Origin of the sequence: Ensifer sp. ENS02, assembly GCF_014851885.1 — a bacterium.
Taxonomy (GTDB): domain Bacteria; phylum Pseudomonadota; class Alphaproteobacteria; order Rhizobiales; family Rhizobiaceae; genus Ensifer; species Ensifer adhaerens.
Genome location: NZ_JACVAO010000014.1, coordinates 134,682 through 160,161, shown reverse-complemented (window position 1 = coordinate 160,161; position 25,480 = coordinate 134,682). Strand labels below are relative to the sequence as shown.

25 protein-coding genes are annotated in these 25,480 nt (G+C 62.4%); 14 read left to right on the top strand and 11 right to left on the bottom strand.

The features are described from left to right. Nucleotides 1-132: 132 nt before the first annotated feature. The 13 genes from IB262_RS26960 (at nucleotide 133) to IB262_RS26900 (ending at nucleotide 12,507) form a co-directional block, all read left to right on the top strand. A complete protein-coding gene (locus IB262_RS26960; protein WP_112975155.1) occupies nucleotides 133-885 on the top strand; it encodes a CmcI family methyltransferase in 753 nt (250 codons plus the stop codon). An 80-nt stretch (nucleotides 886-965) separates the two neighbouring features. Then, nucleotides 966-1,682 (top strand): WbqC family protein, encoded by a 717-nt coding sequence (locus tag IB262_RS26955; RefSeq protein WP_112975156.1) that lies wholly within the window; start codon nucleotides 966-968, stop codon nucleotides 1,680-1,682. Then, entirely contained in the window at nucleotides 1,679-2,404 is a 726-nt protein-coding gene (locus tag IB262_RS26950; RefSeq protein WP_210333262.1) for a class I SAM-dependent methyltransferase, read from the top strand. The genes IB262_RS26955 and IB262_RS26950 overlap by 4 nt, the downstream gene beginning before the upstream one ends. Then, nucleotides 2,401-3,270: an NAD(P)-dependent oxidoreductase gene (locus tag IB262_RS26945; RefSeq protein WP_112975157.1), complete on the top strand. Its 870-nt coding sequence runs from the start codon at nucleotides 2,401-2,403 to the stop codon at nucleotides 3,268-3,270. The genes IB262_RS26950 and IB262_RS26945 overlap by 4 nt, the downstream gene beginning before the upstream one ends. After that, the gene (locus IB262_RS26940) at nucleotides 3,270-4,262 is read left to right on the top strand and encodes an ATP-grasp domain-containing protein (RefSeq protein WP_162728695.1); all 993 of its coding nucleotides are present in this window, start codon (nucleotides 3,270-3,272) and stop codon (nucleotides 4,260-4,262) included. Before IB262_RS26945 ends, IB262_RS26940 begins: the two co-directional genes overlap by 1 nt. Beyond that, complete coding sequence (locus IB262_RS26935; RefSeq protein ID WP_112975158.1) at nucleotides 4,259-4,978, top strand: metallophosphoesterase family protein; 720 nt, start codon at nucleotides 4,259-4,261, stop codon at nucleotides 4,976-4,978. Before IB262_RS26940 ends, IB262_RS26935 begins: the two co-directional genes overlap by 4 nt. Before the next feature lie 210 nt (nucleotides 4,979-5,188). Further along, nucleotides 5,189-6,046: a phytanoyl-CoA dioxygenase family protein gene (locus IB262_RS26930; protein ID WP_112975159.1), complete on the top strand. Its 858-nt coding sequence runs from the start codon at nucleotides 5,189-5,191 to the stop codon at nucleotides 6,044-6,046. Continuing rightward, nucleotides 6,043-7,194 (top strand): class I SAM-dependent methyltransferase, encoded by a 1,152-nt coding sequence (locus IB262_RS26925; protein ID WP_112975160.1) that lies wholly within the window; start codon nucleotides 6,043-6,045, stop codon nucleotides 7,192-7,194. The genes IB262_RS26930 and IB262_RS26925 overlap by 4 nt, the downstream gene beginning before the upstream one ends. Nucleotides 7,195-7,296: 102 nt before the next feature. Then, nucleotides 7,297-8,406, top strand: a complete 1,110-nt coding sequence (locus tag IB262_RS26920) for a DegT/DnrJ/EryC1/StrS family aminotransferase (RefSeq protein WP_090298154.1) — start codon at nucleotides 7,297-7,299, stop codon at nucleotides 8,404-8,406. 99 nt (nucleotides 8,407-8,505) lie between these two features. Next, complete coding sequence (gene rfbF / locus IB262_RS26915) at nucleotides 8,506-9,273, top strand: glucose-1-phosphate cytidylyltransferase (RefSeq protein ID WP_034793969.1); 768 nt, start codon at nucleotides 8,506-8,508, stop codon at nucleotides 9,271-9,273. Continuing rightward, nucleotides 9,270-10,337 carry a CDP-glucose 4,6-dehydratase gene (rfbG, locus tag IB262_RS26910; protein ID WP_112975161.1) on the top strand — a complete coding sequence of 356 codons (1,068 nt, stop codon included), beginning with the start codon at nucleotides 9,270-9,272 and terminating at the stop codon, nucleotides 10,335-10,337. Before rfbF ends, rfbG begins: the two co-directional genes overlap by 4 nt. Nucleotides 10,338-10,345: 8 nt before the next feature. Continuing rightward, entirely contained in the window at nucleotides 10,346-11,578 is a 1,233-nt protein-coding gene (locus IB262_RS26905) for a class I SAM-dependent methyltransferase (protein WP_034793975.1), read from the top strand. 191 nt (nucleotides 11,579-11,769) lie between these two features. Further along, nucleotides 11,770-12,507 (top strand): hypothetical protein, encoded by a 738-nt coding sequence (locus tag IB262_RS26900; RefSeq protein ID WP_226020614.1) that lies wholly within the window; start codon nucleotides 11,770-11,772, stop codon nucleotides 12,505-12,507. 74 nt (nucleotides 12,508-12,581) lie between these two features. Here IB262_RS26900 and IB262_RS26895 read toward each other — a convergent pair whose 3' ends face one another. From IB262_RS26895 to IB262_RS26870, 6 genes are read right to left on the bottom strand one after another with little or no spacing between them, the layout of a single operon-like run. After that, nucleotides 12,582-13,349 carry an ABC transporter ATP-binding protein gene (locus IB262_RS26895; RefSeq protein WP_034793978.1) on the bottom strand — a complete coding sequence of 256 codons (768 nt, stop codon included), beginning with the start codon at nucleotides 13,347-13,349 and terminating at the stop codon, nucleotides 12,582-12,584. After that, nucleotides 13,346-14,179: an ABC transporter ATP-binding protein gene (locus tag IB262_RS26890; RefSeq protein WP_112975162.1), complete on the bottom strand. Its 834-nt coding sequence runs from the start codon at nucleotides 14,177-14,179 to the stop codon at nucleotides 13,346-13,348. Before IB262_RS26890 ends, IB262_RS26895 begins: the two co-directional genes overlap by 4 nt. Continuing rightward, the gene (locus IB262_RS26885) at nucleotides 14,176-15,108 is read right to left on the bottom strand and encodes an ABC transporter permease (protein ID WP_112975163.1); all 933 of its coding nucleotides are present in this window, start codon (nucleotides 15,106-15,108) and stop codon (nucleotides 14,176-14,178) included. The genes IB262_RS26890 and IB262_RS26885 overlap by 4 nt, the downstream gene beginning before the upstream one ends. Continuing rightward, nucleotides 15,105-16,166 carry an ABC transporter permease gene (locus IB262_RS26880; RefSeq protein WP_034793987.1) on the bottom strand — a complete coding sequence of 354 codons (1,062 nt, stop codon included), beginning with the start codon at nucleotides 16,164-16,166 and terminating at the stop codon, nucleotides 15,105-15,107. The genes IB262_RS26885 and IB262_RS26880 overlap by 4 nt, the downstream gene beginning before the upstream one ends. Before the next feature lie 42 nt (nucleotides 16,167-16,208). Beyond that, nucleotides 16,209-17,849, bottom strand: coding sequence for an ABC transporter substrate-binding protein (locus IB262_RS26875; RefSeq protein ID WP_034793990.1), 1,641 nt, complete (start codon nucleotides 17,847-17,849; stop codon nucleotides 16,209-16,211). 48 nt (nucleotides 17,850-17,897) lie between these two features. Next, the gene (locus IB262_RS26870; protein ID WP_192493996.1) at nucleotides 17,898-18,953 is read right to left on the bottom strand and encodes a dipeptidase; all 1,056 of its coding nucleotides are present in this window, start codon (nucleotides 18,951-18,953) and stop codon (nucleotides 17,898-17,900) included. A 344-nt stretch (nucleotides 18,954-19,297) separates the two neighbouring features. Between IB262_RS26870 and IB262_RS26865 the strand changes: the two genes are divergently transcribed. Next, entirely contained in the window at nucleotides 19,298-20,572 is a 1,275-nt protein-coding gene (locus IB262_RS26865; protein ID WP_348646594.1) for an alpha/beta hydrolase, read from the top strand. On the opposite strand, the gene IB262_RS26860 is transcribed toward IB262_RS26865, so the two are convergent. The 5 genes from IB262_RS26860 to IB262_RS26840 form a co-directional block, all read right to left on the bottom strand. Continuing rightward, nucleotides 20,569-21,612 carry a Gfo/Idh/MocA family oxidoreductase gene (locus IB262_RS26860; RefSeq protein ID WP_112975190.1) on the bottom strand — a complete coding sequence of 348 codons (1,044 nt, stop codon included), beginning with the start codon at nucleotides 21,610-21,612 and terminating at the stop codon, nucleotides 20,569-20,571. The genes IB262_RS26865 and IB262_RS26860 overlap by 4 nt on opposite strands. Nucleotides 21,613-21,617: 5 nt before the next feature. Beyond that, nucleotides 21,618-22,403, bottom strand: coding sequence for a ThuA domain-containing protein (locus tag IB262_RS26855; protein WP_034794228.1), 786 nt, complete (start codon nucleotides 22,401-22,403; stop codon nucleotides 21,618-21,620). 114 nt (nucleotides 22,404-22,517) lie between these two features. Beyond that, nucleotides 22,518-23,546 carry an ATP-binding cassette domain-containing protein gene (locus tag IB262_RS26850; RefSeq protein ID WP_089045620.1) on the bottom strand — a complete coding sequence of 343 codons (1,029 nt, stop codon included), beginning with the start codon at nucleotides 23,544-23,546 and terminating at the stop codon, nucleotides 22,518-22,520. Between the two features lie 11 nt (nucleotides 23,547-23,557). Next, nucleotides 23,558-24,388 carry a carbohydrate ABC transporter permease gene (locus IB262_RS26845; RefSeq protein ID WP_060582429.1) on the bottom strand — a complete coding sequence of 277 codons (831 nt, stop codon included), beginning with the start codon at nucleotides 24,386-24,388 and terminating at the stop codon, nucleotides 23,558-23,560. Continuing rightward, complete coding sequence (locus IB262_RS26840) at nucleotides 24,388-25,371, bottom strand: sugar ABC transporter permease (protein ID WP_034794007.1); 984 nt, start codon at nucleotides 25,369-25,371, stop codon at nucleotides 24,388-24,390. The genes IB262_RS26845 and IB262_RS26840 overlap by 1 nt, the downstream gene beginning before the upstream one ends. Nucleotides 25,372-25,480: the final 109 nt, after the last annotated feature.

Genomic DNA, 25,480 nt, shown 5'->3' with positions numbered 1-25,480 from the left:
GACCGTATTTGCAATTGCCGACATGAAAGCGTTCACAGGAAAGCGTTGCGAATCGGATAAACCGCAGCAGATCGCGCTTCGCTTTTGGCGACGCATCCGTAGATTGCATTCAATAAAGGGTGTCAGGCAGCAATGACAGTAGTTGACGATCGTCTCGCATTCGAAGCCCACAAGACGGAGATGGCACTTGCGCTGGGCAAGGATAAGGACGCCTTCCAACAGTCGCTCGACACCCTGGTAACGCTCGACAAGTACGACTATTCCTATCTCTGGTCCTTCATGGGCGTGCCGATCATACAGATGCCGGCTGACGTCATGGCGACCCAGGAAGTCATCTGGAACACGAAGCCGGACATCATCATCGAGACGGGCGTTGCCCGCGGCGGCTCGGTAATCTTCATGGCCGCGATGCTGCAGCTGATCGGCAAGGGCAAGGTCATCGGCGTCGACATCGACATCCGCGCCCACAACCGCGACTCGATCGAAAAACACCCGATGTCTTCGCGCATCACGCTGATCGAGGGTCCCTCGACGGCAGCGGAGACGCTGGCCAGGGTGAAGGCCGAGATCCCCGAAGGCGCCTCGGTCATGGTGGTGCTCGACAGCGACCATAGCCGCGACCACGTGCTCGACGAACTTCGCACCTATGGGCCGCTGGTGACCGAGGGCCAGTACATGGTTGTGGCAGATACGGTGCTCGGGTGGGCGGAGGCGTCGCAGACGCCAACCAAGCGGTCGAAAATCTGGCACGCCGGCGATGAGCCTTACGCGGCGCTCAAGGCCTATATGGAAGAACAGACGCGCTTTGAGGCCGATGACGTGCTGAACGGCAAGCTCGTACTGTCAAGCTCGCCGCGCGGTTATCTGCGCTGCATCAAGAAGTAGGGCGACAAGTGGAGTGGCGCGAGAACGGCGCTGCTCTCCAACCCTCGATCGCGAGAACACCCACCGCAGGCGAGTACCGGATGACTAGAAACATTGTCATCTCACAATCCATGTACTTTCCCTGGGTTGGGATGCTGGAGCAGATCAAGTTGGCGGACGTTTTCGTCCACTACGACGATGTGCAGTTCTCGCGCGGCAGCTTCACCAACCGGGTGCAGATCAAGACCGAAAACGGCATTCGCTGGCTGACGGTCCCTCTGAAAGATCTTCGCCTGGGGCAGCGGATCGATGAAGTGCTGATCGACAATCGCACCGACTGGCAAAGCCGCCATCGCGATATCCTGCGGCAGGCCTACAAGAAGGCACCTTTCGTCAAGGATATGCTGGAACTGGTCGATGATGTGTTTGCCAAGGACGTCGCATCGATCGCCGATATCGCGCGCAACTCGATGCTTGCACTTGCCGCCTATTTCAATCTGGACAGGCCGATGTTCGTCTCGGCGGACGCGCTGACAATTGGCGGTGCCAGCAGCGAGAGGGTCTACGACATCACCGCGTATCTTAAAGGCACGGTCTACATCACCGGCCATGGCGCGCGGAACTATCTCAATCACGATCTCTTCGGGCAGAACGGTATCTCAGTTCGCTACATGAACTACGAGCGCACGCCCTATCCGCAACTGCACGGAGAGTTCACCCCTTATGTGACCGCATTGGACCTCGTCGCCAATTGCGGCACCAGCGGCGCAAATGTCGTGCATTCCGGAACCGTCGATTGGAGGGAGTTTACCAAGTGAAAGCCGAGAACCTGGACAACGTGGCATCGGAATATCTTCCAAACGCCGTCACATCGATCGAGAACAATCTCATTCTCAACTGGTATCCGCAGCGCATGGTCCAGCGCTTCGGCAGGTGTGATGCGCTGCTCGACCTCGGCATCGGCCACGGTTACACCCCGCACCTCTTCAACAAGGCCTGCGACCGGCACGTGATCGTTGAAGGCTCGCAGTTCGTCATCGATCTCTTCAGGAACAACAACCCCGATTTTTCCGGCGAGATCGTCTATTCCTATTTCGAAGATTTCGAAACGGACGAGCGTTTCGATGTCATCATCATGGGCTTCGTTCTCGAGCACGTCGACGACCCGGGCCTTGTCCTCGACCGCTTCCGCCGTTTCCTGAAGCCCAACGGCCGCCTGTTTGCCGCTGTTCCCAACGCCAAGTCCCTGAACAGAAGGATGGGCGTGGAACTCGGCAAGATCGATGACATCTACAGCCTGAACGCCAACGATCTGGCGCTCGGCCACAAACGCCAGTATTGCCGCGACACCTTCCGTGCCGAATTCGAAAAGCACGGCTACCGCGTCGCGCACGAGGAAGGGATCTACCTCAAACCGCTTCCGCTGCCCGTGCTGCAGACCCTGCCGGATTTCGAAGCCAACCTGCAGGCCATGCTCAGGGTCGGCATCGAATTCCCCGATCTTTGTGTCGGCCTGCTGATGGAAGCGGAACTCGCATGAAGACTGCTGCCATCATCGGCGCACGCTCGATGCTCGGCAGCGAACTCGCTCGCCGGCTTGGGGCGCGCGGCGTTGAAACGCTCAGCGTCGGGCGATCGATCGAGGACGACATCCGCTTCGACCTTGAAGGTGACCTCACCGGCACGATCGACGCGTCCGTCGATGTGGTTTTCCATTGCGCCTCGGGCTTTGGCGACGACAGCGATGCCGGCGTGCGGCAGAACTTTGCGACGAACACCACGAGTGCGCTGAATGTTGCGGAGCTTGTGCGCCGCCTCGATGCAAAAACCTTGGTTTTTGCCGGCTCGGTCTGGTCCTATGAGGATCTGAACGGTGACAGATTCACTTCCTACGGCCTCACCAAGGCTCTGGCCGAGCAGATGCTGGGCTGGCTGCTGCAAAGACAGGGCGTTCGCTTCTGCAGCCTTCGGCTGTCTCAACTGTATGATACTGCCGGCCTCTGCCGCACACATCAGCCGTGGTTCGGCCGGATCATCGCCTATGCCTCTCGCGGCGCTACCATCCGCATGCCTGCCTCACACGGGCATCAGAATTTCCTCCATGTCAGTGATGCCGCGGATCTCATGATCGGGGCAGCCGATGAGGGACTTTCCGGAGTGCACCCGGCCGTGCATCCGATATGCCTCAGCTACGGCGAAATTGCCGATATCGCCTACGACGTGTTCGGCGGCGGCAAGGTCGAGCTCGCAACGGAAAAGGCGCCGTTTCGCGCGGTGAATTTTCCAGATGGTGCGGAAACGCTCGCCCAACTGGGCATGCACCCGCTGATCGCCATGCGGGACGGGATTGCCATGATCAAATCAGCCAGGACCGCCGAAGCCTTCGGCCCGATGGACGTGAATTGATGGACGACGCAAAACAATCGAAACAAGCTGTTACGGTCGTGGTGACTGCGGTCGGCGCCATCATCGGCCAGGGTATCGTTGCATCGCTGCGCAAATCGGAAGCGCCGATCCGGATCATCGGCATCGACCGCGATGCCAATGGCATCGGCCGACACTTCTGCGACCATTTCGTTGCGAAACCCGCATGCGACGAGGCGTCCCAAGACTATCTCGAATTCTGGCTCGAGCTGCTGCGCCGAGAAAACGTCGCCCTGGTGCTGCCAGGCCTGGAACTCGATGTCCTGTTCTTCAACGAGCACCGGGCGCTTTTCGAGACGACAGACACACGCGTCGCCTTGAACAGCTCTGCGCTGATCACCCTCGGGCAGGACAAGTGGGACATGGGCGAGGCACTGCTGCGGGCGGGGTTCCCGGCCATTCCAAGCACGCTCAGTCGCACCCTCGATGATTGCACGCGCGAACTCGGCCCCCTGCCCTTGCTGCTGAAGCCGCGGCGCGGCAACGGTTCGCGCGGCATTGCCCTAATCCGGGACACCGCCGATTTCGACTACTGGACGCTGAAAAGCGCCGACGACTTTCTCGTTCAAAAGTATGTCGGTAGCAACGACCAGGAATATACGGTCGGCGCCTTCGGGTTTGGTGAAGGGACTACGCTGTCGCCGATCGTCTTCAAGCGCAAGCTATCGGTCGCCGGCAACACCCAATATGCGGAGGTGGTCGACGAGCCTTTGCTGACCGAGGCCGTGCAAAGGCTCTCGCAACACTTCAAGCCGCTCGGGCCGACGAACTATCAGTTCCGCCTGGAGGGAACGACGCCCTACCTGCTCGAAATCAACCCGCGCTTCTCGAGCAGCACCTCGCTGCGCGCGGCCTTCGGCTACAACGAGGCAGCGATGGCGGTCGACTATTATGTGTATGGGAAAAGGCCGGAGGAACCGGAGATCAAATCAGGTCGGGCGTGGCGCTACTCCGAAGATCTGGTCGTCCTATGATCGCGATCATTTCCGACATACATGGCAATCTGCCGGCGCTTGAGGCCGTGCTTGCCCGCATCGATGAACTCGGCTGCAGCTCGATCCTCTCGCTCGGCGACGTCGTTGGATACTACGCCCAGCCGGGCGACTGCATCGACGCGCTGAAGGCGCGCGGCATTCAAAACATCATGGGCAATCACGACCACTATATCGTCAGCGGTGAAGGCTGTCCGCGCTCGAAGATGGTCAACGACATCATCGAGCACCAGCGGGGCATCATCTCGGCCGATCAACGGGCATGGCTTGCCGAATCGCGATCCAAAATCATCGACGGCTCGACCTATTTCGTCCACGGAAGCTGGCAGGATCCGATCGACGAATATCTCTACCAGGTTTCGGAGACGCACTTCCCCGAAGGAGCCGAAAGGCTCTTTACCGGCCACACCCATGTGCAGGTGCGTCTCGAGATCGGCGGCAAGACCTTCTGCAATCCCGGCTCGGTCGGACAGCCGCGCGACGGCGACCCGCGCGCAGCCTTCGCCCTCTTGTCTGCAGAAGGTTCCATAGAACTTCATCGTGTCGAATACGACATCGACCGGACGGCGTTCCACATGCAGCAGGCCGGCTTCCCTGCCCGCTGCTACGAGAATCTCTATATCGGGGCGCAGATCGGCGGTCGCATCGACAGGATCGTTGCCGCCGAGGGGGCATGCGAGGGATCGGCTTCGGCTTAAGTCTTCCCGAGGCGGCACGGTCAACATCCGCGACCTCCGGTTCCATGACACGACCACTGCCACCCGGCGTGGCCACAGCCCGGCGAAAGCTTCACGCTCTATTTTTCCAGCCTGGACCCGACCGCGCGCACCGGACCCGATGCGCGCCAGCATTTTGTTACCGACGACCGTCTCACGGCAGGAATTCCTGAAGGAGGAAGCAGGCGTATCATGAAGAACGGCACCATCATTTCCGAAAGCGCGCGCCAGGAATTCGAAACCAAGGGCTACCACGTCGTGCCCGGCTTCTACGACGCCCAGTCGCAGATCGAGCCGATTCAGGAAGGCATCCGCCAGATCCTCGAATTGATCTGCAAGAAGTACGGCGTAGACGCACCGACCGGTACGGCGCACGAAGCGATGACGATCGCCTATCGCAAGCTGATTGCGGTCAACCGCTCCTGGGGTGGCGAAGTCTATGATGCGGTGAAGCAGATTCCAGCCTTCATGCGGCTTGTCAGCTCGGCTGCCAACGACGAGGTCTTCAAGGCGCTTCGGCCGGAAAGCATCCCGGGCCTCGCCGCCGGTGGCTATGGCATCCGTATCGATAATCCAGGCGAAGAAAAGTTTCGCGCGCAATGGCACCAGGAATTTCCCGGCCAGTTGCGTAGTGTCGATGGCATCGTCTTCTGGACACCGCTTTTGCCGGTCACCGCAGACATGGGCCCGGTTCAGATCGCTGAGGGCTCGCAGGCCGAAGGCTTCGTCCCGGTTTACGAAGACGACGCCGGCCTCGGCAAGACCGGCGCCTATTCGCTGTTCCTGCACAAGGGCGAGGAGCGTCTGGCGCGCTACAAGCACGTGGCCCCGCTCAGCAAGCCCGGCGACCTCATCCTCATGGATTTCCTGACGCTGCATCAGTCGGGCCACAACGTTTCGCAGACGCCGCGCTGGAGCATCCAGTTCCGCTACTTCAACTACGCCGAGCCGGTCGGCATCCGCATCGGCTGGAAGGGCTCGTTCGCAGCAGGCGTCAATTATGCCGACGTGCTGCCGGAACTGGTTGCGCCCCAGGGAGAGCTCGCATGACCGCATGCCGCGTTTGTAGTACCCACATCGGTGCCCCATCCTATGAAGCGCCTGCACCGGCACTCACGTCGGGCACGACCCTGCTCGACGTGCCGACCCGGGTCTTCGTCTGCGGCACGTGCGGGCACGCGCAAAGCGATGACATCCCGGACATTCGAGCCTTTTATGACACGGAATACCGGATCTCGTTGAGCAGCGAGAACCACGACCAGATCTTCGCGGTCGCAGCCGACGGTACGATCACCTATCGTACCGACCACCAGGCTGCACTGTCCCTGCGCTTGCTGGACCTGCCTGAGGGCGCGAGCATCCTCGATTATGGTGCCGCCAAGGCTGACACGCTGCGCAAGATGGCCGTCGCCCGCAAGGATCTGCGTCCGCACGTCTTCGAAGTCAGCTCCGACTACGCTCCCGCCTGGCAGGGTTGGGTGCCGGAAGCGGCACAGGCCACCTATTCGGTACCCGAGGCCTGGCGTGGGACGTTCGATGCCGTCATGAGCCATTTCGTCATCGAGCACGTGGCTGATCCCATCGGCTTCATGCGCGATGTGCATGACCTGCTTCGCGCGGATGGCACCTTCCTGTTCTCGATCCCCGACGTTGCCGGAAATCCCGGCGACATGGCCGTCGCCGATCATCTCAATCACTTCAGCGAAGCCTCGCTTGCCCATGCCCTGGCAAGCGTCGGGTTCGAACTGCAGGTGATCGACTCGACCTCGTTCCCTGGCGCCTTTTTCGTCGTTGCAAAGCGCGCGGAAGCGACCGTCGAGGCCGCCCACACGTCGAAATCCGCCGCCGATGCGGCCAAGGAAGCCCGCGACATCTGCGCCTTCTGGGATCGGGCGTCGGAAACGCTCGCGAGCGGGGCAGATCGCTACGCCAAGCGCAAGGTCGCGATCTACGGCGCCGGTTTCTACGGAAGCTGGATCTACTGCCGGATCGGCCAGGCCGTCGATGTCGTGGCATTCCTCGACCGCAACGAGAACATGAAGGGCGCCACCCATTTCGGCATCCCGGTGCTTTCGCCTGAGGACCTGCCAGCGGAAGCCGAAGCACTGTTCATCGGTCTCAACCCGCTGAAGGCCCGCGCTGCGATTGCCGCGCAACCCTGGCTGCAGCGGCCTGGGCTCGACCACGTCTGGCTCTGACAAGAGCACACAGCAAGAAGCCGGAGCGGGACGAAATCTCGACAAAATCCCGCCCGGCATCCACGCCCCTTTCGAACTCCCGGTTCTCACCAAGCGCTCCCCATGAAACCCCGCATCCTCTACACCAAACCTTCGATCACCGACCGTGAAGTGACCTATGCGACCGATGCGGCGGCCAATGGCTGGGGCGAGCGCTGCTACGACTACATCAACCGCTTCGAGGCGGCCTTCGCCGCGCATCTCGGCACGACGCACGCGATCTCGACATCGAGCTGCACCGGCGCGCTGCACATGGGGCTTGCGGCACTCGGCGTCGGAGCCGGCGACGAAGTGATCCTTGCGGACACCAACTGGACGGCGTCTGCCGCGCCGATCGTTCACCTCGGCGCAAAACCGGTCTTCGTCGACGTGCTTGCCGACAGCTGGTGCATCGACCCGGAAAAGGCGGAGGCAGCGATCACGCCAAGAACCAGGGCGATCCTTGCGGTTCACATCTACGGCAATCTCTGCGACATGGACCGGTTGCTTGAGATCGGCGCCCGGCACGGCATTCCTGTTGTCGAGGATGCGGCCGAAGCGCTCGGATCCGAGTGGCGCGGCCGCAAGGCCGGATCGCTTGGTGCCTTCGGCGCCTTCTCCTTCCACGGCACCAAGACTGTGACGACGGGCGAAGGCGGCATGTTCGTCACCAGCGACGAGACGCTCTACGAAAAGGTGCTGACGCTCTCCAATCACGGCCGCGCCCGCGGGCAAAAAAAGCAGTTCTGGCCGGACGAGATCGGCTTCAAATACAAGATGTCGAACCTGCAGGCCGCCGTCGGCCTCGCGCAGATCGAGCGCGTCGGCGAGCTGGTCGATCGCAAGCGAGAAATCTTCTACGCCTATCGCGAGCAGCTTGCAGGCGTGAACGCCATTGCCATGAACCCAGAGCCGGAGGGAACGAAGAACGGCTTCTGGATGCCGACCGTCGTCTTTGCGCCGGAAACCGGCGTCACCCGGGAGGCTTTGCAGAACGCCTTTGCGGCCGAGAACATCGACGCCCGTGTCTTTTTCTGGCCGCTGAGTTCGTTGCCGCCCTTTGACGAGGTGCCAGCGAACACCGTGGCCTATGACCTGCCCGGCCGCGCGATCAACCTGCCGAGCTATCACGACATGACATGCGACGAGATCGGCCGCGTGGTCGAGGTCCTGCGGGGCTGCCTCGCCGCCTGAGAGCAGGCGCGCGCAGACCACCTCCGCGCAAGGTCGCCAGGATATTAGGACTTTGCAATGCGCCATGCCGAGTGGCCGGCGCAAATACGGGGCGGTCGCATGAAAATCGTCATTCTCGCCGGTGGCTACGGCACGCGGATCTCGGAGGAGAGCCATCTCCGGCCAAAACCGATGATCGAAATCGGCGGGCGGCCGATTCTCTGGCACATCATGAAGATCTACAGCCACTACGGCTTCTCGGATTTCGTGATCTGCCTCGGCTATCGCGGCTACATGATCAAGGAATACTTCGCCAACTACGTGCTGCATTCCTCCGACGTCACCTATTGCATGGCGACGGGTGAAACCCTGTTCCATTCGAACAAGGCCGAGCCCTGGCGCGTGACGCTCGTCGATACCGGAACGGACTCCATGACCGGCGGGCGCCTGAAACGCGTGGCCGACCATCTCGGCGATACGTTCTGCCTCACCTATGGCGACGGCGTCGCCGACATCGATATCAAGGCGCTGACCGACTTCCACCGCCATCACGGCCGCCAGGCGACGGTCACCAGTGTGGTCCCGCCCGGCCGCTATGGCGCGCTTGCTGTCAGCGACGGGCGGGTCAGAAGCTTCATCGAAAAGCCGGCAGGCGACAACGGTCACATCAATGGCGGCTTTTTCGTCCTCAACCGTTCGGTGCTCGATCGCATTGAGGGCGATCAGACGCCGTTCGAAGCGGAGCCTCTGGAAGGTCTCGCCGCAGACGGCCAGTTGATGGCCTTCGAACACGCCGGTTTCTGGCGCCCGATGGATACGTTGCGCGACAAGAACCAGCTCGAAGACCTCTGGCAGAGCGGAGCGGCCCCCTGGAAAGTCTGGGCATGAGCAGGCTTGCGAACCCGTTCTTCTGGGCCGGAAAACGGGTGATGCTGACTGGTCACTCCGGCTTCAAGGGAAGCTGGGCCCGCCTGTGGCTGACACAAATGGGCGCTGAGGTGACCGGATACGGCCTGTCACCGGCGGCCACCCCCTCGCTGCACGCACTGCTCGGATCGGAATCGGCCACCAACGAACATTTCGCCGACATCCGCGACGGCGACACGCTCGCATCCGCCGTCCGCGCTTGCGACCCGCAGATCGTCCTTCACATGGCGGCCCAGCCTCTGGTTCGCGAAAGCTACCGGACGCCGGTCGAAACCTTCGACGTCAACGTCATGGGCACGGCGCGCCTGCTGGAAGCGGCACGCGCAGCCCCTGCCCTCAAGACTGTCCTTGTCGTCACCACCGACAAGGTCTACCGCAACGACGAAAGCGGCCGGCATTTTCCGGAAGACGCCGTGCTCGGTGGCCACGATCCTTATTCCGGTTCGAAGGCCGCCTGCGAGCTGGTCGTTTCGACCTGGCGGGATTCCTATCTGCGTGAGCGCGGCATAAGGGTGGCAACCGCCCGTGGCGGCAATGTGCTCGGCGGCGGCGATTTTTCCGCGGACCGGCTGGTTCCGGATATCATTCGCGCTGCCCTTTCGGGCGAGACGCTGGATATCCGCAGTCCGATGGCGACACGGCCCTGGCAGCACGTGCTCGACTGCCTCAATGGATACTTCGTCTATGCCGAGGCGCTTCATGGCGGCCAGACCGATGTGGCGGCGCTGAATTTCGGCCCGGCTCCCGACGAGCGACAGGTCCCGGTTCGGGACGTTGCCGCCGCCATCCAGACCGCAATGGGCTTGCCCACGCAATGGCGTGACGCGTCATCCGAGGACCAGCCGCACGAAATGAAGACGCTCGGCCTCGATCCGGCACTTGCCGGACGGACGTTGTCATGGGCAACCCGTCTATCGCAGGACGAGGCGATCGCCTGGACCGCGCGCTGGTATGACGGCTGGCGCCGCGGCGCTGGCGCCCGTGATCTGACACTCAGCCAAATCGACGCATTCATGAGAGGCTAACGACTTCGATGTCCCACAACTGCCGTTTCTGCTCGACACCGCTCAAGACCGTCGTTGCCGACCTGGGCTCCACGCCCTGGTCCAATTCCTTTCTCGAACCGACGAAGGAAGCCATCGCCCGCGAGCGATCGTTTCCGCTGAAGGCGATGGTCTGCTCCGAGTGCCTGCTGGTGCAGACGACGGAAAACGTGCCGGCCGATGAAATCTTCACCGACGGCTACGCCTACCTCTCTTCCTTCTCCACAAGCTGGCTCGAACACGCACGCCGCTACGCCGAGAGCATGACCGAACGCTTCGCGCTCGATGACAATTCGCAGGTCGTCGAGATCGCCTCGAACGACGGCTATCTGCTGCAGTATTTCGTCGCCAAGGGCATCCCGGCGCTCGGCATCGAACCGGCCGCCAATGCCGCGCGACTGGCCGAGGAGCGGCAGGTCCCGACCGAGGTCGCCTTCTTCGGACGGGAGACGGCAACCGAACTCGTCAAGCGTGGCATTCGCGCCGACCTCACGGCGGCCAACAACGTGCTCGCCCATGTGCCCGATATCGCCGACTTCGTCGGCGGCTTCGCCATCCTGCTGAAGCCCGATGGCGTTGCGACGTTCGAGTTCCCCCATCTGTTGCGTCTGATGGAAGGCGTGCAATTCGACACGATCTACCACGAGCACTATTCCTATCTGTCGCTGGCGGCCGTCGAACGCATCTTCGAAAGCTCCGGCCTCAAGGTCTTCGACGTCGAGGAACTGCCGACCCATGGCGGTTCGCTGCGCGTCTATGCGCAGCTGAGGTCCGGCGTGCGCGAGACCACGCTGGAACTCGAGCGGTTGCGAGCGACTGAGGCGCTTGCCGGGCTGATGCGGATGGAGACCTACACGGCATTCGACGACCGCATCGCCGCCGTCTGCAAGGATTTTCAGAACTTCCTGGCGAATGCCAAGGCCGAGGGAAAAACCGTAGCGGCCTATGGCGCCGCTGCGAAAGGCAACACGTTCCTCAATGTCTGCGGGCTGTCGCCCAGCGAAATCGCCTTTGCCGTCGACCGCAATGACCTGAAGCAGGGCAAGCTCCTGCCCGGTACCCATATTCCGGTGCACGCGCCGACGGTCATCGAGGATGCAAAGCCCGATTATCTCGTCATCCTGCCCTGGAACCTGAAGACGGAAATCGTCGCCGACAACGAGGCGATCCGTGACTGGGGCGGCCGCTTCGTCGTCGCCATTCCGAAGCTGAGCGTCTTCTAATTCTAGACGCCAGGAAGTGTGGACAGTCTTCAACCAGACCGCGTTGAGCCGCCCAAAATCGACTTTATTGATCGCCTTAGGTCGCTTTGCCGTAAATTCGGTGACTTTGCCGTAAATTCGGCACGATCTAAGTGAACGTCAGGGTTGGCGTGGGTATTGACGGTTGAAAAAAATGCACCCAAGGAGGTGCTATGTCCACGATTGACCTATGCCTTGTCGCCACCCGGCGCCCGGACCTGCTTGCCCAGACGCTGGCGAGCTTCCGGGACAAAATCTTTTCCAGGCTCGACCTGCGCGGCGCCTATCTCAATCTCGATCCGGTTTTCGGATCGGAGGAGGATCATCGTGCCTGCGTCGAGATATTCCGCAACCATTTTCCCGACGGAACCGTGTTCCAGCCCGAGAGCCCGGGCTTTTGTGCGGCCGTCGCGAAACTCTGGTCGGCCACCAGCGCCGACTACGTCTTCCACCTGGAGGACGACTGGATCTCCCTGAGGGACATGGGCGAAGAACTGCTGGCGCCCTTCGCGGACCCGGCGATCAGCCAGGTCTCGTTCCACACGGCGGACCAGAACTGGAATATCCGCCGCAAGGGCCATTTCCATCGGCGCAACGAATACGCGTATCTGTTCGGGATCAAGATCCCGCTGTTTCGCACTTTCCCGAAATTCACGACGTCGCCGTCGATCCTTCGCGGCGACTTCGCGCGGCAATGCGCCGGCCTGATGGACCTCTCGCGTGATCCGGAAAAGCAGTTCTATTCGGGCGTCAACCCGGCGATGGAGGCCTATGTCGCCAGTCGCCGCAACTATATCTTCTCGCCCGAGGCGCAGCCGGTCATCAAGGATATGGGCCGGGAATGGCGCGAGCAGCGGCGCATCCAAAAGGTAATCACCGACTCGACCTCGGTCTGGCGGCAAAGCGCCTAAGCGGCCGGGCCTGGACCGGATGGTTCGAAACGAAGCGATACAAGCGGGACGATGGCCCGCTTGTATCGGTACCGTCACGCAGTCACGGCAGCGTCCTTGCGCTGAAAGCCCTTGCTCGCGACCATAAGGCTGCGCGTGTAATCTTCACCGATACGCCCGGCGACGAGGTCCGCCGAGGACAGGCGTTCGACGACACGTCCACCCTGCATCACCGCCAACCGATCGCACATATGGGTGACGACACCGAGATCGTGGCTGACCATGATGAAGGTCAGCTTATGGTCGCGCCGGACCTGTTCCAGGAGGTTCAAGACTTCCGCCTGGACCGAGGCGTCGAGCGCCGAAGTCGGCTCGTCGAGCAGCAGGATCGATGGTTCGAGGATCAGCGCCCGGGCGATCGCAACGCGCTGGCGCTGACCGCCCGACAGCTGGTGCGGATAGCGGAAGCGGAAACCCGACCCGAGACCGACCTCGTCAAGCGCCTTCAGGATGCGCCGCTCGCCGTCGGCCACGCCGTGGATCGCCAGCGGCTCCAGCAATTGCCGGTCGATCGTCTGGCGCGGGTGCAGCGAGCCATAGGGATCTTGAAACACCATCTGCACGGCGCGGTAGAAGGCCTTGTCGCGCTTTGCCCCCTGCAGAACACGATCATGCACGCGAATGGTGCCGCCGGTGACGGGCGCGAGACCGGCGATCGCCCGAAGCAAGGTCGACTTGCCCGATCCGGACTCGCCGACGAGCCCGAAGGATTCGCCCGGCGCAATCTCGACGCTGACGTCGTTCAGCGCCTTGAACTCGTCATAGGTGACGGAAAGGTTCGAAACGGAAACGGCTGAGGTCATTGGGCCCACTCCGGCTTGCGGTCGAGAACCGGCAGAGGATGACGATCGGATCCGATCGCCGGCATGCAGTTCAGCAAACCTTGTGTATAGGGATGCTTGGCATTGGCAAGCTCGGACGCCGCCAGTTCCTCGACGATCCGGCCGGCATACATGACGATCACGCGGTCACAGAAGGACGACACGAGCCGCAGATCGTGCGACACGAAGATCAGGCCCATGCCTCGATCGGCGACGAGCTTGTCGAGGATGCCAAGCACTTCGAGCTGTACCGTCACGTCGAGCGCCGAAGTCGGCTCGTCGGCGATCAAGAGTTCCGGCCCGGCAACCAGCATCATCGCGATCATCGCGCGCTGGCCCATGCCGCCCGAAACCTCGTGCGGGTAGAGATCGTAAACGCGCTTCGGATCACGGATCTGCACCGCGGCCAGCATGTCGAGTGCCCTCTCCCGGGCCTCGCCGCGGCTGACATTTTCGTGCTGCCGTAGCGTCTCGACGATCTGCCGGCCGATGCTCATCACCGGGTTCAACGAATACTTGGGGTCCTGCAGGATCATCGCGATCCGCTTGCCCCTGAGATCCCGGCGGACCTTCGGCGATGCGGAGAGCAGGTCGATGCCGTCAAAGTTCAACTGCTTTGCCGCCACCTCCGCATGACCAGGCGTCAGCCCCATGATCGCCCGGCCGGTCTGCGACTTGCCGGAGCCGCTTTCGCCGACGATGCCGAGGCGCTCGCGGCCGAGCGTGAAGGAGACGCCGCGCACAGCCTCGACGAGGCCGGTGCGGGTCGGGAACGAGACCTTGAGGTCTTCAACGGTCAGAAGCGTACTCATTGGCCGCTCTCCCGCGGATCGAGCGCGTCGCGCAGGCCGTCGCCGAGCAGGTTGAAACCGAGGCTGACGATCAGGATCGCGATGCCGGGCATCGTTGCCACCCACCACTGGTCGAGGATGAAGCGGCGGCCCGAGGCGATCATCGCGCCCCATTCCGGCAGCGGCGGCTGCGCGCCGAGGCCGAGGAAGCCGAGGCCCGCGGCCGTCAGGATGATGCCGGCCATGTCGAGCGTGACACGCACGATCAACGACGACATGCACATCGGCATCACATGGCGGAAGACGATACGGATCGGCGATGCGCCCATGAGCTGCACGGCGGCGATGTAGTCGGAGTTGCGCACCGTCAGCGTCTCGGCGCGGGCGATACGCGCATAGGGTGGCCAGGAGGTGATGGCGATCGCGATGACGGCGTTCTCGATGCCCGGTCCGAGCGCTGCCACGAAGGCGAGCGCCAGAACCAGTTTCGGGAAGGCGAGGAAGATGTCGGTGATACGCATCAGCACTGCGTCGACCCAGCCGCCAGCATAGCCGGCGACAGCGCCGACGATGAGCCCGACAGGTGCTGCGATGATCGCAACGAGAAGCACGACGGCAAGCGTCAGCCGCGAACCATGGATCAGCCGCGAGAGAATATCGCGGCCGAGATCGTCGGTGCCGAGCAGGTAGCCGGGGGTTCCCGGCGGCAGCAGACGGGCGTTGGCAAGATCCCCGATATAGGGCGAATGCGGCGCCAGGAAATCGACGAAGGCGGCAACGAAGACCAACGCCAGCAGGATGAGCAGGCCGAGAACGGCGAGCTTGTTGGCCGCAAAACGCTGCCACGTCATATAGGCACGGCCAAGCCGGGCCTGGGTGCGCGACTGCGGGCGATCGGACAGCAGCCATTCGCGACGCGTCATCGCACGGGTTTCGGTAACGGTACTCATCGCTGGCGCGTCCTCGGGTCGAGCGTCCGGTAGAGAAGATCGGACAGGAGATTGATGCCGATGAAGACCGAACCGATGATGATGGTGCCACCAAGCACGGCGTTCATGTCGGCATTCTGCAGCGAGTTGGTGATATAGAGACCGAGACCTGGCCAGGCGAAGACGGTTTCCGTCAAGACCGAGCCCTCGAGCAGGCCGGCATAGGAGAGCGCAATCACCGTCACGAGCGGCACGGCCGCGTTCCGGAGCGCGTGGCCCCAGATGATCCGGGTCTCGGACAGGCCCTTGGCGCGCGCCGCGACGATGTACTCCTGCTGCAGCTCGTTGAGCATGAAGCTGCGGGTCATGCGGCTGATATAGGCGAGCGAGAAGTAGCCGAGCAGCGAGGCCGGCAGAATGATGTGGCGGAACACATCCCAGAGCACGTCCCACTGCCGCTGCCAGAGCGCGTCGAACAGGTAGAAGCCTGTGATCGGCGTGAACGTGTACTCGAACACGATATCGATACGGCCGGGATAGGCGACCCACTTCAGCCGCGCGTAGAACACCAGCAGCGACAGGAGCGCCAGCCAGAAGATCGGCACGGAATAGCCGACAAGGCCGATGACGCGCACGATCTGGTCGGCAATGCTGCCGCGCTTGACGGCCGCAAGTACGCCGAGCGGAACGCCGAACAGGGCGCCGATGAGCGTGCCGAGCGTCGCGAGCTCCATGGTCGCCGGGAAGACGCGGCGGATGTCGGTCATGACCGGATTGGTCGTCAGCACCGAAACGCCGAAGTCACCGGTCAGCGCCTGGCGGACATAGATGAAGAATTGTTGGTAGAGGGGCAGATTGAGCCCCATCGCCTCGCGCGTCCTTTCGACGACATGCGTCGGCGCCCGGTCGCCGAGAACGGCCAGAACCGGGTCGATCGGGATTACCCGGCCGATGAAAAAGGTGACGGCCAGAAGGCCGAGATAGGTGGTGACGACAACGACAAGAAAGCGCAGCACCGCTGCCACGATCTTACCGGGACGGGCGCGTTTGCGCCCGCCCACTGTCCCTGTTGCGCTCATGCTCAAGGGAACGATCCTTTCGGTTTATTCCTTCGAGACGGCTTATTCTTTGGTGATGCCGGCGACGAAGTTGGTGTCGAAGCTCGGACCGAGCTTCAGGCCCTTGACGTTGCCGCGGTAGCCGGCGACTTCGGTCTGCTGGAAGATGATGACGAACGGGCTTTCGCCCAGCACCGTCTTCTGCAGTTCCTTGTAGGTCTCCGCACGCTTGGCGCTGTCGCGCTCGAGCAGAGCGTCCTTGGTCTTCTTCGTCAGCTCCGGAACGTCCCAGGCATTGCGCCAGGCAAGGGTCTTGTTCTTGCCTTCGTCGGAGTTGTCAGGGTTGCTGGTGAAGGTTTCGGCGTTCGAGTTCGGGTCGAAATAGTCCATGCCCCACTGACCGATATACATGTCGTGGTTACGGGCACGATACTTCGTCAGCGTCTGCTTGCCGTCGCCGGGGATGATTTCGAGCTTCACGCCGGCCTGGCCCAGCGTCTGCTGGAAGGACTCGGCAATGCCGGTGACCGGCTGGCCGTTGCGAACGTCCATGGTGACGGTGAAGCCGTCGGCAAGGCCGGCCTTGGTCAGCAGTTCCTTCGCCTTGGCGACGTCGAGCTTGTAGGGGTTCTCGTCGAGTGCACCCAGAACGCCCTTCGGCAGGAAGCTCTGGTGGATCTCGCCGATGCCCTTGATGAGGGTCGAGCCGATGGCATCGTAGTCGACCAGATACTTGAACGCTTCGCGCACTTCGGGCTTTGCGAGGTTCGCATTCTTCTGGTTGAGGCTGATGTAGTAGACCGTGCCCTTCGGCGCGTTCGTGGTGGCGAGGTCGGCATTCTTCGAAACGGCGTCGAAATCGCCCGGCTCGAGGTTGCGTGCCACGTCGATATCGCCCGCTTCAAGCGCCAGGCGCTGGCCCGAGCTTTCCTTCATGTGGCGATAGATGACGCGAGCAAGCTTTGCCTGTTCGCCATAGTAGTTTTCGTTGCGCTCGAGAACGATGACTTCGTTGGCGCGCCATTCGCGCAGCTTGAATGGGCCCGAGCCGGCATAGCCGGTCTTCAGCCATTCATTGCCGAAGTCGTTGTCATACTTGTACTCGTCCGTCGGCGTGACCGGCTTGACGTTTTCGAGCACGAGCTTCTTGTCGAGCACGGCGCCCACGGTTGCCGTCAGGCAGTTCAAGACGAAGCTCGGCGCATAGGCCTGATCGACGGTGAAGACAAAGGTCTGCGCGTCCGTTGCCTTGGCCTTTTCCGTCACGTTGTCGCCCGTAAGGCCGAACTGGGTGAGGATGAAGGCCGGGCTCTTGTCGAGCTTCACGGCACGCTCGAAGGACCAAGCGACGTCTTCAGCGGTCACCGGATTGCCGGAAGCGAACTTCAGGCCGGGCTTCAGCTTGAACGTATAGGTCAGGCCGTCGTCGGACACGGTCCAGCTGTCGGCGAGGTCGCCGACGACCTTGGTCGTGTCGTTGATGTCGAGGCGCACCAGCATGCTGTAGGTGTTGCCGGTGATTTCGGCCGCGGTCAGCTCGAAGGCTTCGCCCGGATCCATGGTAATCACGTCGTCGATCGCAAAGGCTTCGACCAGCGTGTCCTTCGGCGTTTCCGCAAAGGCCGGTGCGGTTGCAGCCATCACCATGGCCAGCGCCGCAGAAGCCGTCAGAAGACGAAGACGTCCATTGAGCTTGTGCATCATGTTTGCAGTTCCCTCGTTTACGCCCTTTTGGGCCCCTTCTTCATGGGTTCAGGCGGCCTCGTGCCAAGCCTGTCCCAGAACTCTCCACCAGTTCTCCCGGCATATCTTTGCCAGTTCGGCATCACCATATCCGGCGCTTCTGAGCGCCGCAACGAGCGCCTGACTACCGGCCGCATCAGCAATCTCCTCGGGGATCGTTGCCCCGTCGAAATCCGACCCGAGTGCGACGCAGTCGATGCCCATGCGCTCGATGAGATAGTCGACATGGCGCACCATGTCGGAAAGCGGCGTCGCGGCATTTTCCTGGCCGTCGGCGCGCAGCATCGTCGTCGCGTAATTGAGCCCCACGAGGCCCTTGCTTTCGCGGACGGCGTCGAGCTGCTTGTCGGTCAGGTTGCGCGCGACCGGGGTCAGCGCATGCGCATTCGAATGGCTGGCGACCAGCGGCTGGTCGGTGGTCTTCGCCACGTCCCAGAAGCCCTTCTCGGTGATGTGTGCGAGATCGATCAGAATGCCCAGACGGTTGCAGGTCCGCACGAGCTCGAAGCCGGCGTCCGTCAGTCCGGGTGCGGTGTCCGGAGACATCGGATAGGAGAACGGTACGCCATGACCGAAGACGTTGTGGCGGCTCCAGACCGGCCCCAGCGAACGCAGGCCAGCGGCATAGAACGTTTCGAGCGCGGAAAGATCGGCGCCGATCGCTTCGCAGCCTTCCATGTGGAGGACCGAGGCGAAGACGCCGGCCTCGACCGCTCTACGGATTTCGGCGGTCGACCGGCAGAGCTTCCACGCCCCTGCCCGGTCGAGGCGGACGGCGATATCGGCGAGTTCCATGGCGATCGCCAGCGACGGCAGGTGCTCGAGCGGTGCCGAAAGCGGCGTTTCGTAGTGACCGTTCTCGTTCGGCGGCTGCAGGACGAGATCTCCCGAGGGCACGTAGATTGCCGAGAGGCCACCAACGAGACCGCCCGCCTTGGCGCGCGGCGCATCGATATGGCCCTGTTCGATGCCGTCGACGAATTCGCGTACCGGGTCCTGGCCCTTCCGGGCGTTCTGCCACAGACGCAGAAGCACGTCGTTATGGCCATCGAAAACCGCCTGCATTCCTGAATTTCCTTATCATTTCAGGGAGATCGGACGGGCCGTTCGGGTCGCGTCCAGGGGAAAGTCGAAGCGATGCTAGTGAAAGCCCAAAGCCTTTTCAATGAATATCAGGGGGTTTTACCCAGGCCTGCCTGTAGCGAAATGTTGCATGATTGCCGCATAGCCGCGGGCAAACACGGTGCCGCAGGGCTTCGAACCTCAGCCAAGGGATGAAAACCCAGCGTTTCTCATGCAAGGAGAATGGCTTGGGCCACGGATCGGGCCGACATGCTGCATGATGCGGCACAGGGAGGTTGGTGGTGCGTTCGTTTTCTCTTGCGGGCTCGAAGAGGCCCTGGGGCCGCATCGCTGCGACGCTTCTCCTGGCGGCCACCCTTGCGGCCTGCGCCGGACGGCCCGTGGGCGTGCTCGTCCCTTCGGGCACGACGGGTGGCGCCTCCAAGGTCGATCTGCTGGTCGCAACCACCCGTGCCCCCTCCACCGAGCCGGGCGTGCTTTTTAGCGGCGAACGCTCAGCCGAGCTTTCGCTGACGGAAATTGCCGTCTCCATTCCGCCGGAAAAGAACCGCAAGGTCGGCCAGGTGCAATGGCCCACGAAGCTTCCCGCCAATCCGGAGCGGGATTTCTCCACCGTCAGCGTCACGCCGCTCAATCAGGGCAACGACGTGCAGAACTGGGTGAAAGGTCATCTGCCGAAAACCCGGCGCGTACTGATCTTCGTTCACGGCTTCAACAACCGCTACGAAGACGCCGTTTATCGTTTTGCCCAGATCGTGCACGACAGCGGCACCGATGTCGCGCCCGTCATCTTCACCTGGCCCTCGCGCGCCAGCATATTCGACTACAATTACGACAAGGAAAGCACCAACTATTCGCGCGACGCGCTGGAGGAACTGCTGCGGCGTGCCTCAAGCAATCCTGCTGTCGGCGAAATCACCGTCATGGCCCATTCCATGGGGTCGTGGGTGACGGTCGAGGCACTGCGCCAGATGGCGATCCGCGACGGACGCATCGCGCCCAAGATCACCGACGTCATCCTCGCGTCGCCCGACCTCGACGTCGACGTCTTCGGCCAGCAGATCCGCGCCATGGGTACGAAGCGCCCGAAGTTCACGCTGTTCGTATCGCGCGACGACCGGGCGCTGACCTTGTCGAGGCGTATCTCCGGCAATGTCGACCGCCTCGGCCAGATTGACCCGACCGCCGAGCCCTATCGCACGCAACTGGAACTGGCCGGCATCAGCGTCATCGATTTGACAGCGCTGAAGGGCGGCGACAAGCTCAACCACGGGAAGTTCGCCGAAAGCCCCGAAGTCGTGCGCCTGCTTGGCAACCGGCTGATCGCCGGCCAGACCGTGACCGATTCCGATGTCGGTCTCGGCGAACGCATCGGCGCCGTCACGCTCGGCGCCACGCAGACGGTCGGCAATGCCGCGAGCCTGGCGGTTTCGACGCCGATCATGATCTTCGATCCCAACACCCGCAGGAACTACGACGGGCAGCTGCGGCGTCTCGGCCAATCGATGGAAAACACCGTCGGCTCGGCAGTGACCCCTTGGACACCGCCGGAAAGCGGGGGAGCCGCGAAAAGCAACACCCCCGACCGTCACTCTCGTTAGACGGGCAGCTCGCGCCGCTCGGCTTCCGTCACCATCGCGAGGTCGAGCACTTTCTGCAGGTTCGCCGCATGGCGGAACCCGGGCTCCTCCGTCTTGCCCTTACGGACTGCGGCCACGAAGCGCTCGTAGTTCGTCGCGACGGTGCCCGCATCGACATCGCGCCAGGTCGCGGTTTCGACGTCCGCCCCGAGGCAGGCACGCAGCGTCGATCCATCGGGCGTGTGCACCACTTCGAGGGCACCCTTGTCGCCGTGTAGCCTCAGCCGGAGTTCGTTCAGATGCCCGGTCGCCCAGCGGCTGGCATGGATGACGCCCATGGCGCCGTTGCCGAACTCGGCCGTCATGACGAAGCTGTCATTGGCGTCGAGATCATACTCGCCGATGCGGTTATCAGGCGCCTTGTCGAAGGTCTTCAGCCGCGCGAAGAGGCGGGCGGCGTCCGTGCCTGCGCCATAGCCGGCAAAGTCGAGGATGTGGATGCCGACATCGCCGAGCACGCCGTTCGAGCCGTGCTTCGTCGAGAGCCGCCACAGCCATTGCGATTCCGTCGCCCAGTCGCCCCAGGCCTTGGAAACGAGCCAGCTCTGCAGATAGGACGCCTCAATGTGACGCAGCTTGCCAACCTCGCCGGCAAGCACCATTGCGCGTGCCTTCTGCAGCGGCGCGACGTTGCGGTAGGTGAGGTTGACCATGGTCACAAGGCCGGAACGCTCGGCCGCTTCCGCCATCTCTGCCGCCTTGGCATAATTCTCGGCGAGCGGCTTTTCGCACAGCACATGCTTGCCCGCGGCAATGAGCGCCAGCGTCGTCGGGTGATGCGCCTTGTCGGGCGTCACGTTCGTCGCCGCATCGAACTTGCCCCAGGCGATCGCCTCGTCGAGCGAGGTGAAGGTCGCGGCAATGCCGTGCTTGTCGGCAAAAGCCTTGGCCCGGGCGGGATCGACATCGACAGCGCCGACCATCTCGACGCCTTCGATCTTGGCAAAGGCCTGGGCATGGCTGTTTGCCATGCCGCCGGTTCCTACAATGAGAAGGCGCATGATGCTCACCTGTATCCTGCTTCGCCGGCCTGGTGCAGCCTGGGGCCGCGCTCGACGATCGGCTCCAGCGCCTTTTCGACCGGCACGTTTGGTGCGTCGTGGATCGCCGTGTAGCGGTTGTCGGCGTTGTAGGCCCACTTCACCGAATTGCGCAGCACCTTCTGGACATTGCCGTCGTGATAGGTCGGGTAGGTTTCGTGGCCGGGACGGAAATAGAAGATGTTGCCGGCACCGCGGCGCCAGGTCAGCCCCGAGCGGAACACTTCGCCGCCGGCAAACCACGAGATGAAGACGGTTTCGAGCGGCTCCGGCACCGAGAACTGCTCACCGTACATTTCCTCGTTCTCGAGCACGAAGTTCTCCTCGATGCCTTCGGCGATCGGGTGACGCGGATTGATCGCCCAGACGCGCTCACGCTCGCCTGCTTCGCGCCATTTTAGCGCGCAGGGCGTGCCCATCAGCCGCTTGAAGATCTTGGAGAAGTGGCCGGAGTGCAGCACGATCAGGCCCATGCCCTCCCAGACGCGCTTGGCAACGCGCTCGACGATCTCGTCGCTGACGGCGCCGTGGTCCTTGTGGCCCCACCAGAGAAGCACATCGGTGTTGGCAAGGCGCTCGACGCTCAGGCCATGTTCCGGCTCCTGCAGCGTCGCGGTCGTCGCCTCGATCGCAGCTTCCGTATTCAGCGCCGCCGCGATCGTGTTGTGCATCCCGTTTGGATAGATGCTGCGGACGATTTCGTTGGTCTGCTCGTGAATATTCTCGCCCCAAACAACTGTTCTGATAGGCACGGCCATTCTCCTTGCGTGTTCGCCCGTTACGGGCCTGTCGTCTTACGATAGATGGGGCCGCCAGGAATTGGCGACCCCGAAGCTCTGGGTGTCTTCAGCTTGATCGGGGTCTGGTCAGGCAGCCCCTTTCATGGGTGCGCGGCCGAGAGCCTGCCCCGATGCATCGAAGCGGTGGATGTTGCCGCCGAGCGGCGAGATGTGAATTGTCTCACCCGGCCGGTGATGCGAGGTGCCACCTTCCCGGACGATGACCGGTTCGCCAGCGCCGATATCGAGATAAATGTAGCTGTCGGACCCCAGCATTTCGGAATGCACCACCGTTCCCGACCATTGACCCCCACTCGCCTTGATCTCCAGATGCTCCGCTCGGATGCCGATCGTAGGGGCATCGTAGGGCGCAGCCAGTGCGCCGGACAGAAAGTTCATCTTCGGCGAACCGATAAAGCCGGCGACGAAGACGGAGTTCGGGCTTTCATAGAGTTCGAGCGGCGTGCCGATCTGTTCGACCCGGCCATCCCGTAGCACGCAAATGCGATCCGCCAGTGTCATCGCCTCGACCTGGTCGTGGGTGACATAGATCATCGTCGTCTTGTGCATGCTGCGATGCAGCTTGGCGATCTCGATGCGGGTCGCAACGCGCAGCGCCGCATCGAGATTGGAGAGCGGCTCGTCGAAGAGAAAGACCTTGGGATCACGCACGATCGCCCGGCCGATCGCCACGCGCTGGCGCTGGCCGCCGGAGAGCTGCCGCGGCAGCCGCTGCAGATAGGGCGTCAGCTGCAGCATCTCGGCTGCCGCCTCGACGCGCTTCTTGCACTGCTCCTTGTCCTTGCCGGCAAGCTGCATGCCGAAGGACATGTTCTCGAATACGGTCATATGCGGGTAAAGCGCATAGGACTGGAACACCATCGCGATGCCGCGCTTCGACGGCGTCAACTGGTTGACCACCTGGCCGTCGAAGGACAGCGTGCCCGATGAGATGTCTTCGAGCCCGGCGATCAGCCGCAGCAGCGTGGACTTGCCGCAGCCGGAGGGCCCGACAAAGACCATGAATTCGCCGGCCCGGATATCCATGCTGACGCCCTTGATCACCTCGAAGGCGCCGAAGGACTTGCGGATGTTGCGCAATTGAAGCTCTGCCATATTTTCTCCCCTTATCCTTTGACGCCGCCGGCGGTGAGCCCGGAGATGATCCGCCGCTGAAAGATCAGCACGAGAACAACCAGTGGCACGGTGACGATGATCGATGCGGCCATGATGTTGCCCCACGGAATTTCGTACTGGCTGTTTCCCGAGAGCAGCGCGATCGCGACCGGCACCGTGCGCTGGCTGTCCGATGAGGTGAAGGTCAGCGCGAACAGGAACTCGTTCCAGGCGGCGATGAAGGCGAGCAGCCCCGTCGTCACCAGCGCCGGCCACATCAGCGGCATGAACACGCGGGTGATGATCACCCAGGGTGTGGCGCCATCGACGATCGCCGCTTCCTCGATCTCCACCGGCAGATCGCGCATGAAGGTGGTGAGCACCCAGACCGTGAACGGCAAGGTGAAGATCATGTAGGAAAAGATCAGCGCCAGGGGCGTGTTGAAGATGCCGACCGAGCGGATGAGTTCAAAGAGGCCGGCAAGCACCGCGATCTGCGGAAACATCGACACCGACAGGATCGTCAGAAGCAGGAGCCCGCGACCGCGGAACCGCACTCGCGCCAACGCATAGGCAGCGGTGACGGCCAGGAGCAACGACACGGCAACGACGATCGTTGCGACCAGCAGCGAATTGGCGAGATTGCGCAGAAAGCCGCTGCTGGTGACGATGCCCGCGTAGTTGTCGAAGGAGATCTCGGTCGGCCAGTAGTCGACCCGGAACAGCGCCGTCCCGGATTTAAAGCTCGTCAGCACCGCATAGTAGAACGGGAAGACGGCCATGACGATGATGGCGGCAACGAGGGCGTAGAACGCCGTGCGCTTGGCAAGGGTGGCAACCATCAGCGCTCTCCTTCGAGATTGACGCGGCCGAACCACATGTAGGCGACGGTGATCGCCGCGATGATCAGGAACAGCATCGTCGAGGCCGCGGCGCCATAGGCGAACTTGTCGAAGTCGAACAGGTTTTCGCGCGCGAGCACCGACATCGTCTTGGTCTTCGCGTTGTTGGGCGTCAGCACATAGATGAGATCGAAGATGCGCAGCGCATCGAGCATGCGGAAGATCACCGCCACCATCAGCGCCGGCCGGATCAAGGGCAGCGTCAACCGCCAGAAGACCTTGAGCGGATGCACGCCATCGATCTTGGCCGCCTCATAGATATCCGACGGTACCATCTGCAGGCCGGCCAGCATCAGGAGCGCCATGAACGGCGTCGTCTTCCAGACGTCGACGATCAAAACGGCGACCATCGCGGTCTCCGGATTGGCCGTCCAGGCGACCTTCTGGCTGATGAGACCTAGGCCGAGCAGAAGATCGTTCAGGATGCCGAACTGGTCGTTGAGCATCCAGGCCCACATTTTGGCGGACACGATCGTCGGGATCGCCCAGGGAATCAGGATTGCGGCGCGCACCAGCCCGCGGCCCGGGAAATTCGCATTCAGGACCAGCGCGACGATCAGGCCGAGCACCGTCTCGATGGTGACGGAAACGGCCGAGAACTTCAGCGTGTTCCAGACGGCGTTCCACCAGGCCGGATCGGCAAGCAGGCCGTTATAGACGGTGCGCCCGCTCTTCAGCGTGATCCAGGAAAGGTAGTTCTTGAAGCCGACGAACTCGGCGCCTTCGAGGTTGGTCAGCGACGCATTGGTGAAGCTGAAATAGACTGTGCGAATGAGCGGCCAGCCGGCGACGAGTGCCAGCACCAGAAGCGTCGGTGCGAGAAAGATCCAGGCGGAGCGGATGCGCTCGGCGTTGAGATCGGAGCGGATCCGGGCCTGCTGCCCAAGGGCGGAAGGCGGGTCTGCGACGGAAATGTCGGTCATGTCTGTACTCACCCTTGCCATTCGGCGCACGGCCGAGCGGTTGATCGGAGAGAAAAGGCGGTGGCTCGGTGGAGCGAAGGGATGCTTGACAAGCACTCCCCTCGCCCCC

What these genes read in the sequence shown, in the direction of transcription:
- IB262_RS26960 (WP_112975155.1), top strand. Translation starts at nt 133, where the DNA reads ATGACAGTAGTTGACGATCGTCTCGCATTCGAAGCCCACAAGACGGAG.
- IB262_RS26955 (WP_112975156.1), top strand. Translation starts at nt 966, where the DNA reads ATGACTAGAAACATTGTCATCTCACAATCCATGTACTTTCCCTGGGTT.
- IB262_RS26945 (WP_112975157.1), top strand. Translation starts at nt 2,401, where the DNA reads ATGAAGACTGCTGCCATCATCGGCGCACGCTCGATGCTCGGCAGCGAA.
- IB262_RS26940 (WP_162728695.1), top strand. Translation starts at nt 3,270, where the DNA reads ATGGACGACGCAAAACAATCGAAACAAGCTGTTACGGTCGTGGTGACT.
- IB262_RS26935 (WP_112975158.1), top strand. Translation starts at nt 4,259, where the DNA reads ATGATCGCGATCATTTCCGACATACATGGCAATCTGCCGGCGCTTGAG.
- IB262_RS26930 (WP_112975159.1), top strand. Translation starts at nt 5,189, where the DNA reads ATGAAGAACGGCACCATCATTTCCGAAAGCGCGCGCCAGGAATTCGAA.
- IB262_RS26925 (WP_112975160.1), top strand. Translation starts at nt 6,043, where the DNA reads ATGACCGCATGCCGCGTTTGTAGTACCCACATCGGTGCCCCATCCTAT.
- IB262_RS26920 (WP_090298154.1), top strand. Translation starts at nt 7,297, where the DNA reads ATGAAACCCCGCATCCTCTACACCAAACCTTCGATCACCGACCGTGAA.
- rfbF (WP_034793969.1), top strand. Translation starts at nt 8,506, where the DNA reads ATGAAAATCGTCATTCTCGCCGGTGGCTACGGCACGCGGATCTCGGAG.
- rfbG (WP_112975161.1), top strand. Translation starts at nt 9,270, where the DNA reads ATGAGCAGGCTTGCGAACCCGTTCTTCTGGGCCGGAAAACGGGTGATG.
- IB262_RS26905 (WP_034793975.1), top strand. Translation starts at nt 10,346, where the DNA reads ATGTCCCACAACTGCCGTTTCTGCTCGACACCGCTCAAGACCGTCGTT.
- IB262_RS26900 (WP_226020614.1), top strand. Translation starts at nt 11,770, where the DNA reads ATGTCCACGATTGACCTATGCCTTGTCGCCACCCGGCGCCCGGACCTG.
- IB262_RS26895 (WP_034793978.1), bottom strand. Translation starts at nt 13,349, where the DNA reads ATGACCTCAGCCGTTTCCGTTTCGAACCTTTCCGTCACCTATGACGAG.
- IB262_RS26890 (WP_112975162.1), bottom strand. Translation starts at nt 14,179, where the DNA reads ATGAGTACGCTTCTGACCGTTGAAGACCTCAAGGTCTCGTTCCCGACC.
- IB262_RS26885 (WP_112975163.1), bottom strand. Translation starts at nt 15,108, where the DNA reads ATGAGTACCGTTACCGAAACCCGTGCGATGACGCGTCGCGAATGGCTG.
- IB262_RS26880 (WP_034793987.1), bottom strand. Translation starts at nt 16,166, where the DNA reads ATGAGCGCAACAGGGACAGTGGGCGGGCGCAAACGCGCCCGTCCCGGT.
- IB262_RS26875 (WP_034793990.1), bottom strand. Translation starts at nt 17,849, where the DNA reads ATGATGCACAAGCTCAATGGACGTCTTCGTCTTCTGACGGCTTCTGCG.
- IB262_RS26870 (WP_192493996.1), bottom strand. Translation starts at nt 18,953, where the DNA reads ATGCAGGCGGTTTTCGATGGCCATAACGACGTGCTTCTGCGTCTGTGG.
- IB262_RS26860 (WP_112975190.1), bottom strand. Translation starts at nt 21,612, where the DNA reads ATGCGCCTTCTCATTGTAGGAACCGGCGGCATGGCAAACAGCCATGCC.
- IB262_RS26850 (WP_089045620.1), bottom strand. Translation starts at nt 23,546, where the DNA reads ATGGCAGAGCTTCAATTGCGCAACATCCGCAAGTCCTTCGGCGCCTTC.
- IB262_RS26845 (WP_060582429.1), bottom strand. Translation starts at nt 24,388, where the DNA reads ATGGTTGCCACCCTTGCCAAGCGCACGGCGTTCTACGCCCTCGTTGCC.
- IB262_RS26840 (WP_034794007.1), bottom strand. Translation starts at nt 25,371, where the DNA reads ATGACCGACATTTCCGTCGCAGACCCGCCTTCCGCCCTTGGGCAGCAG.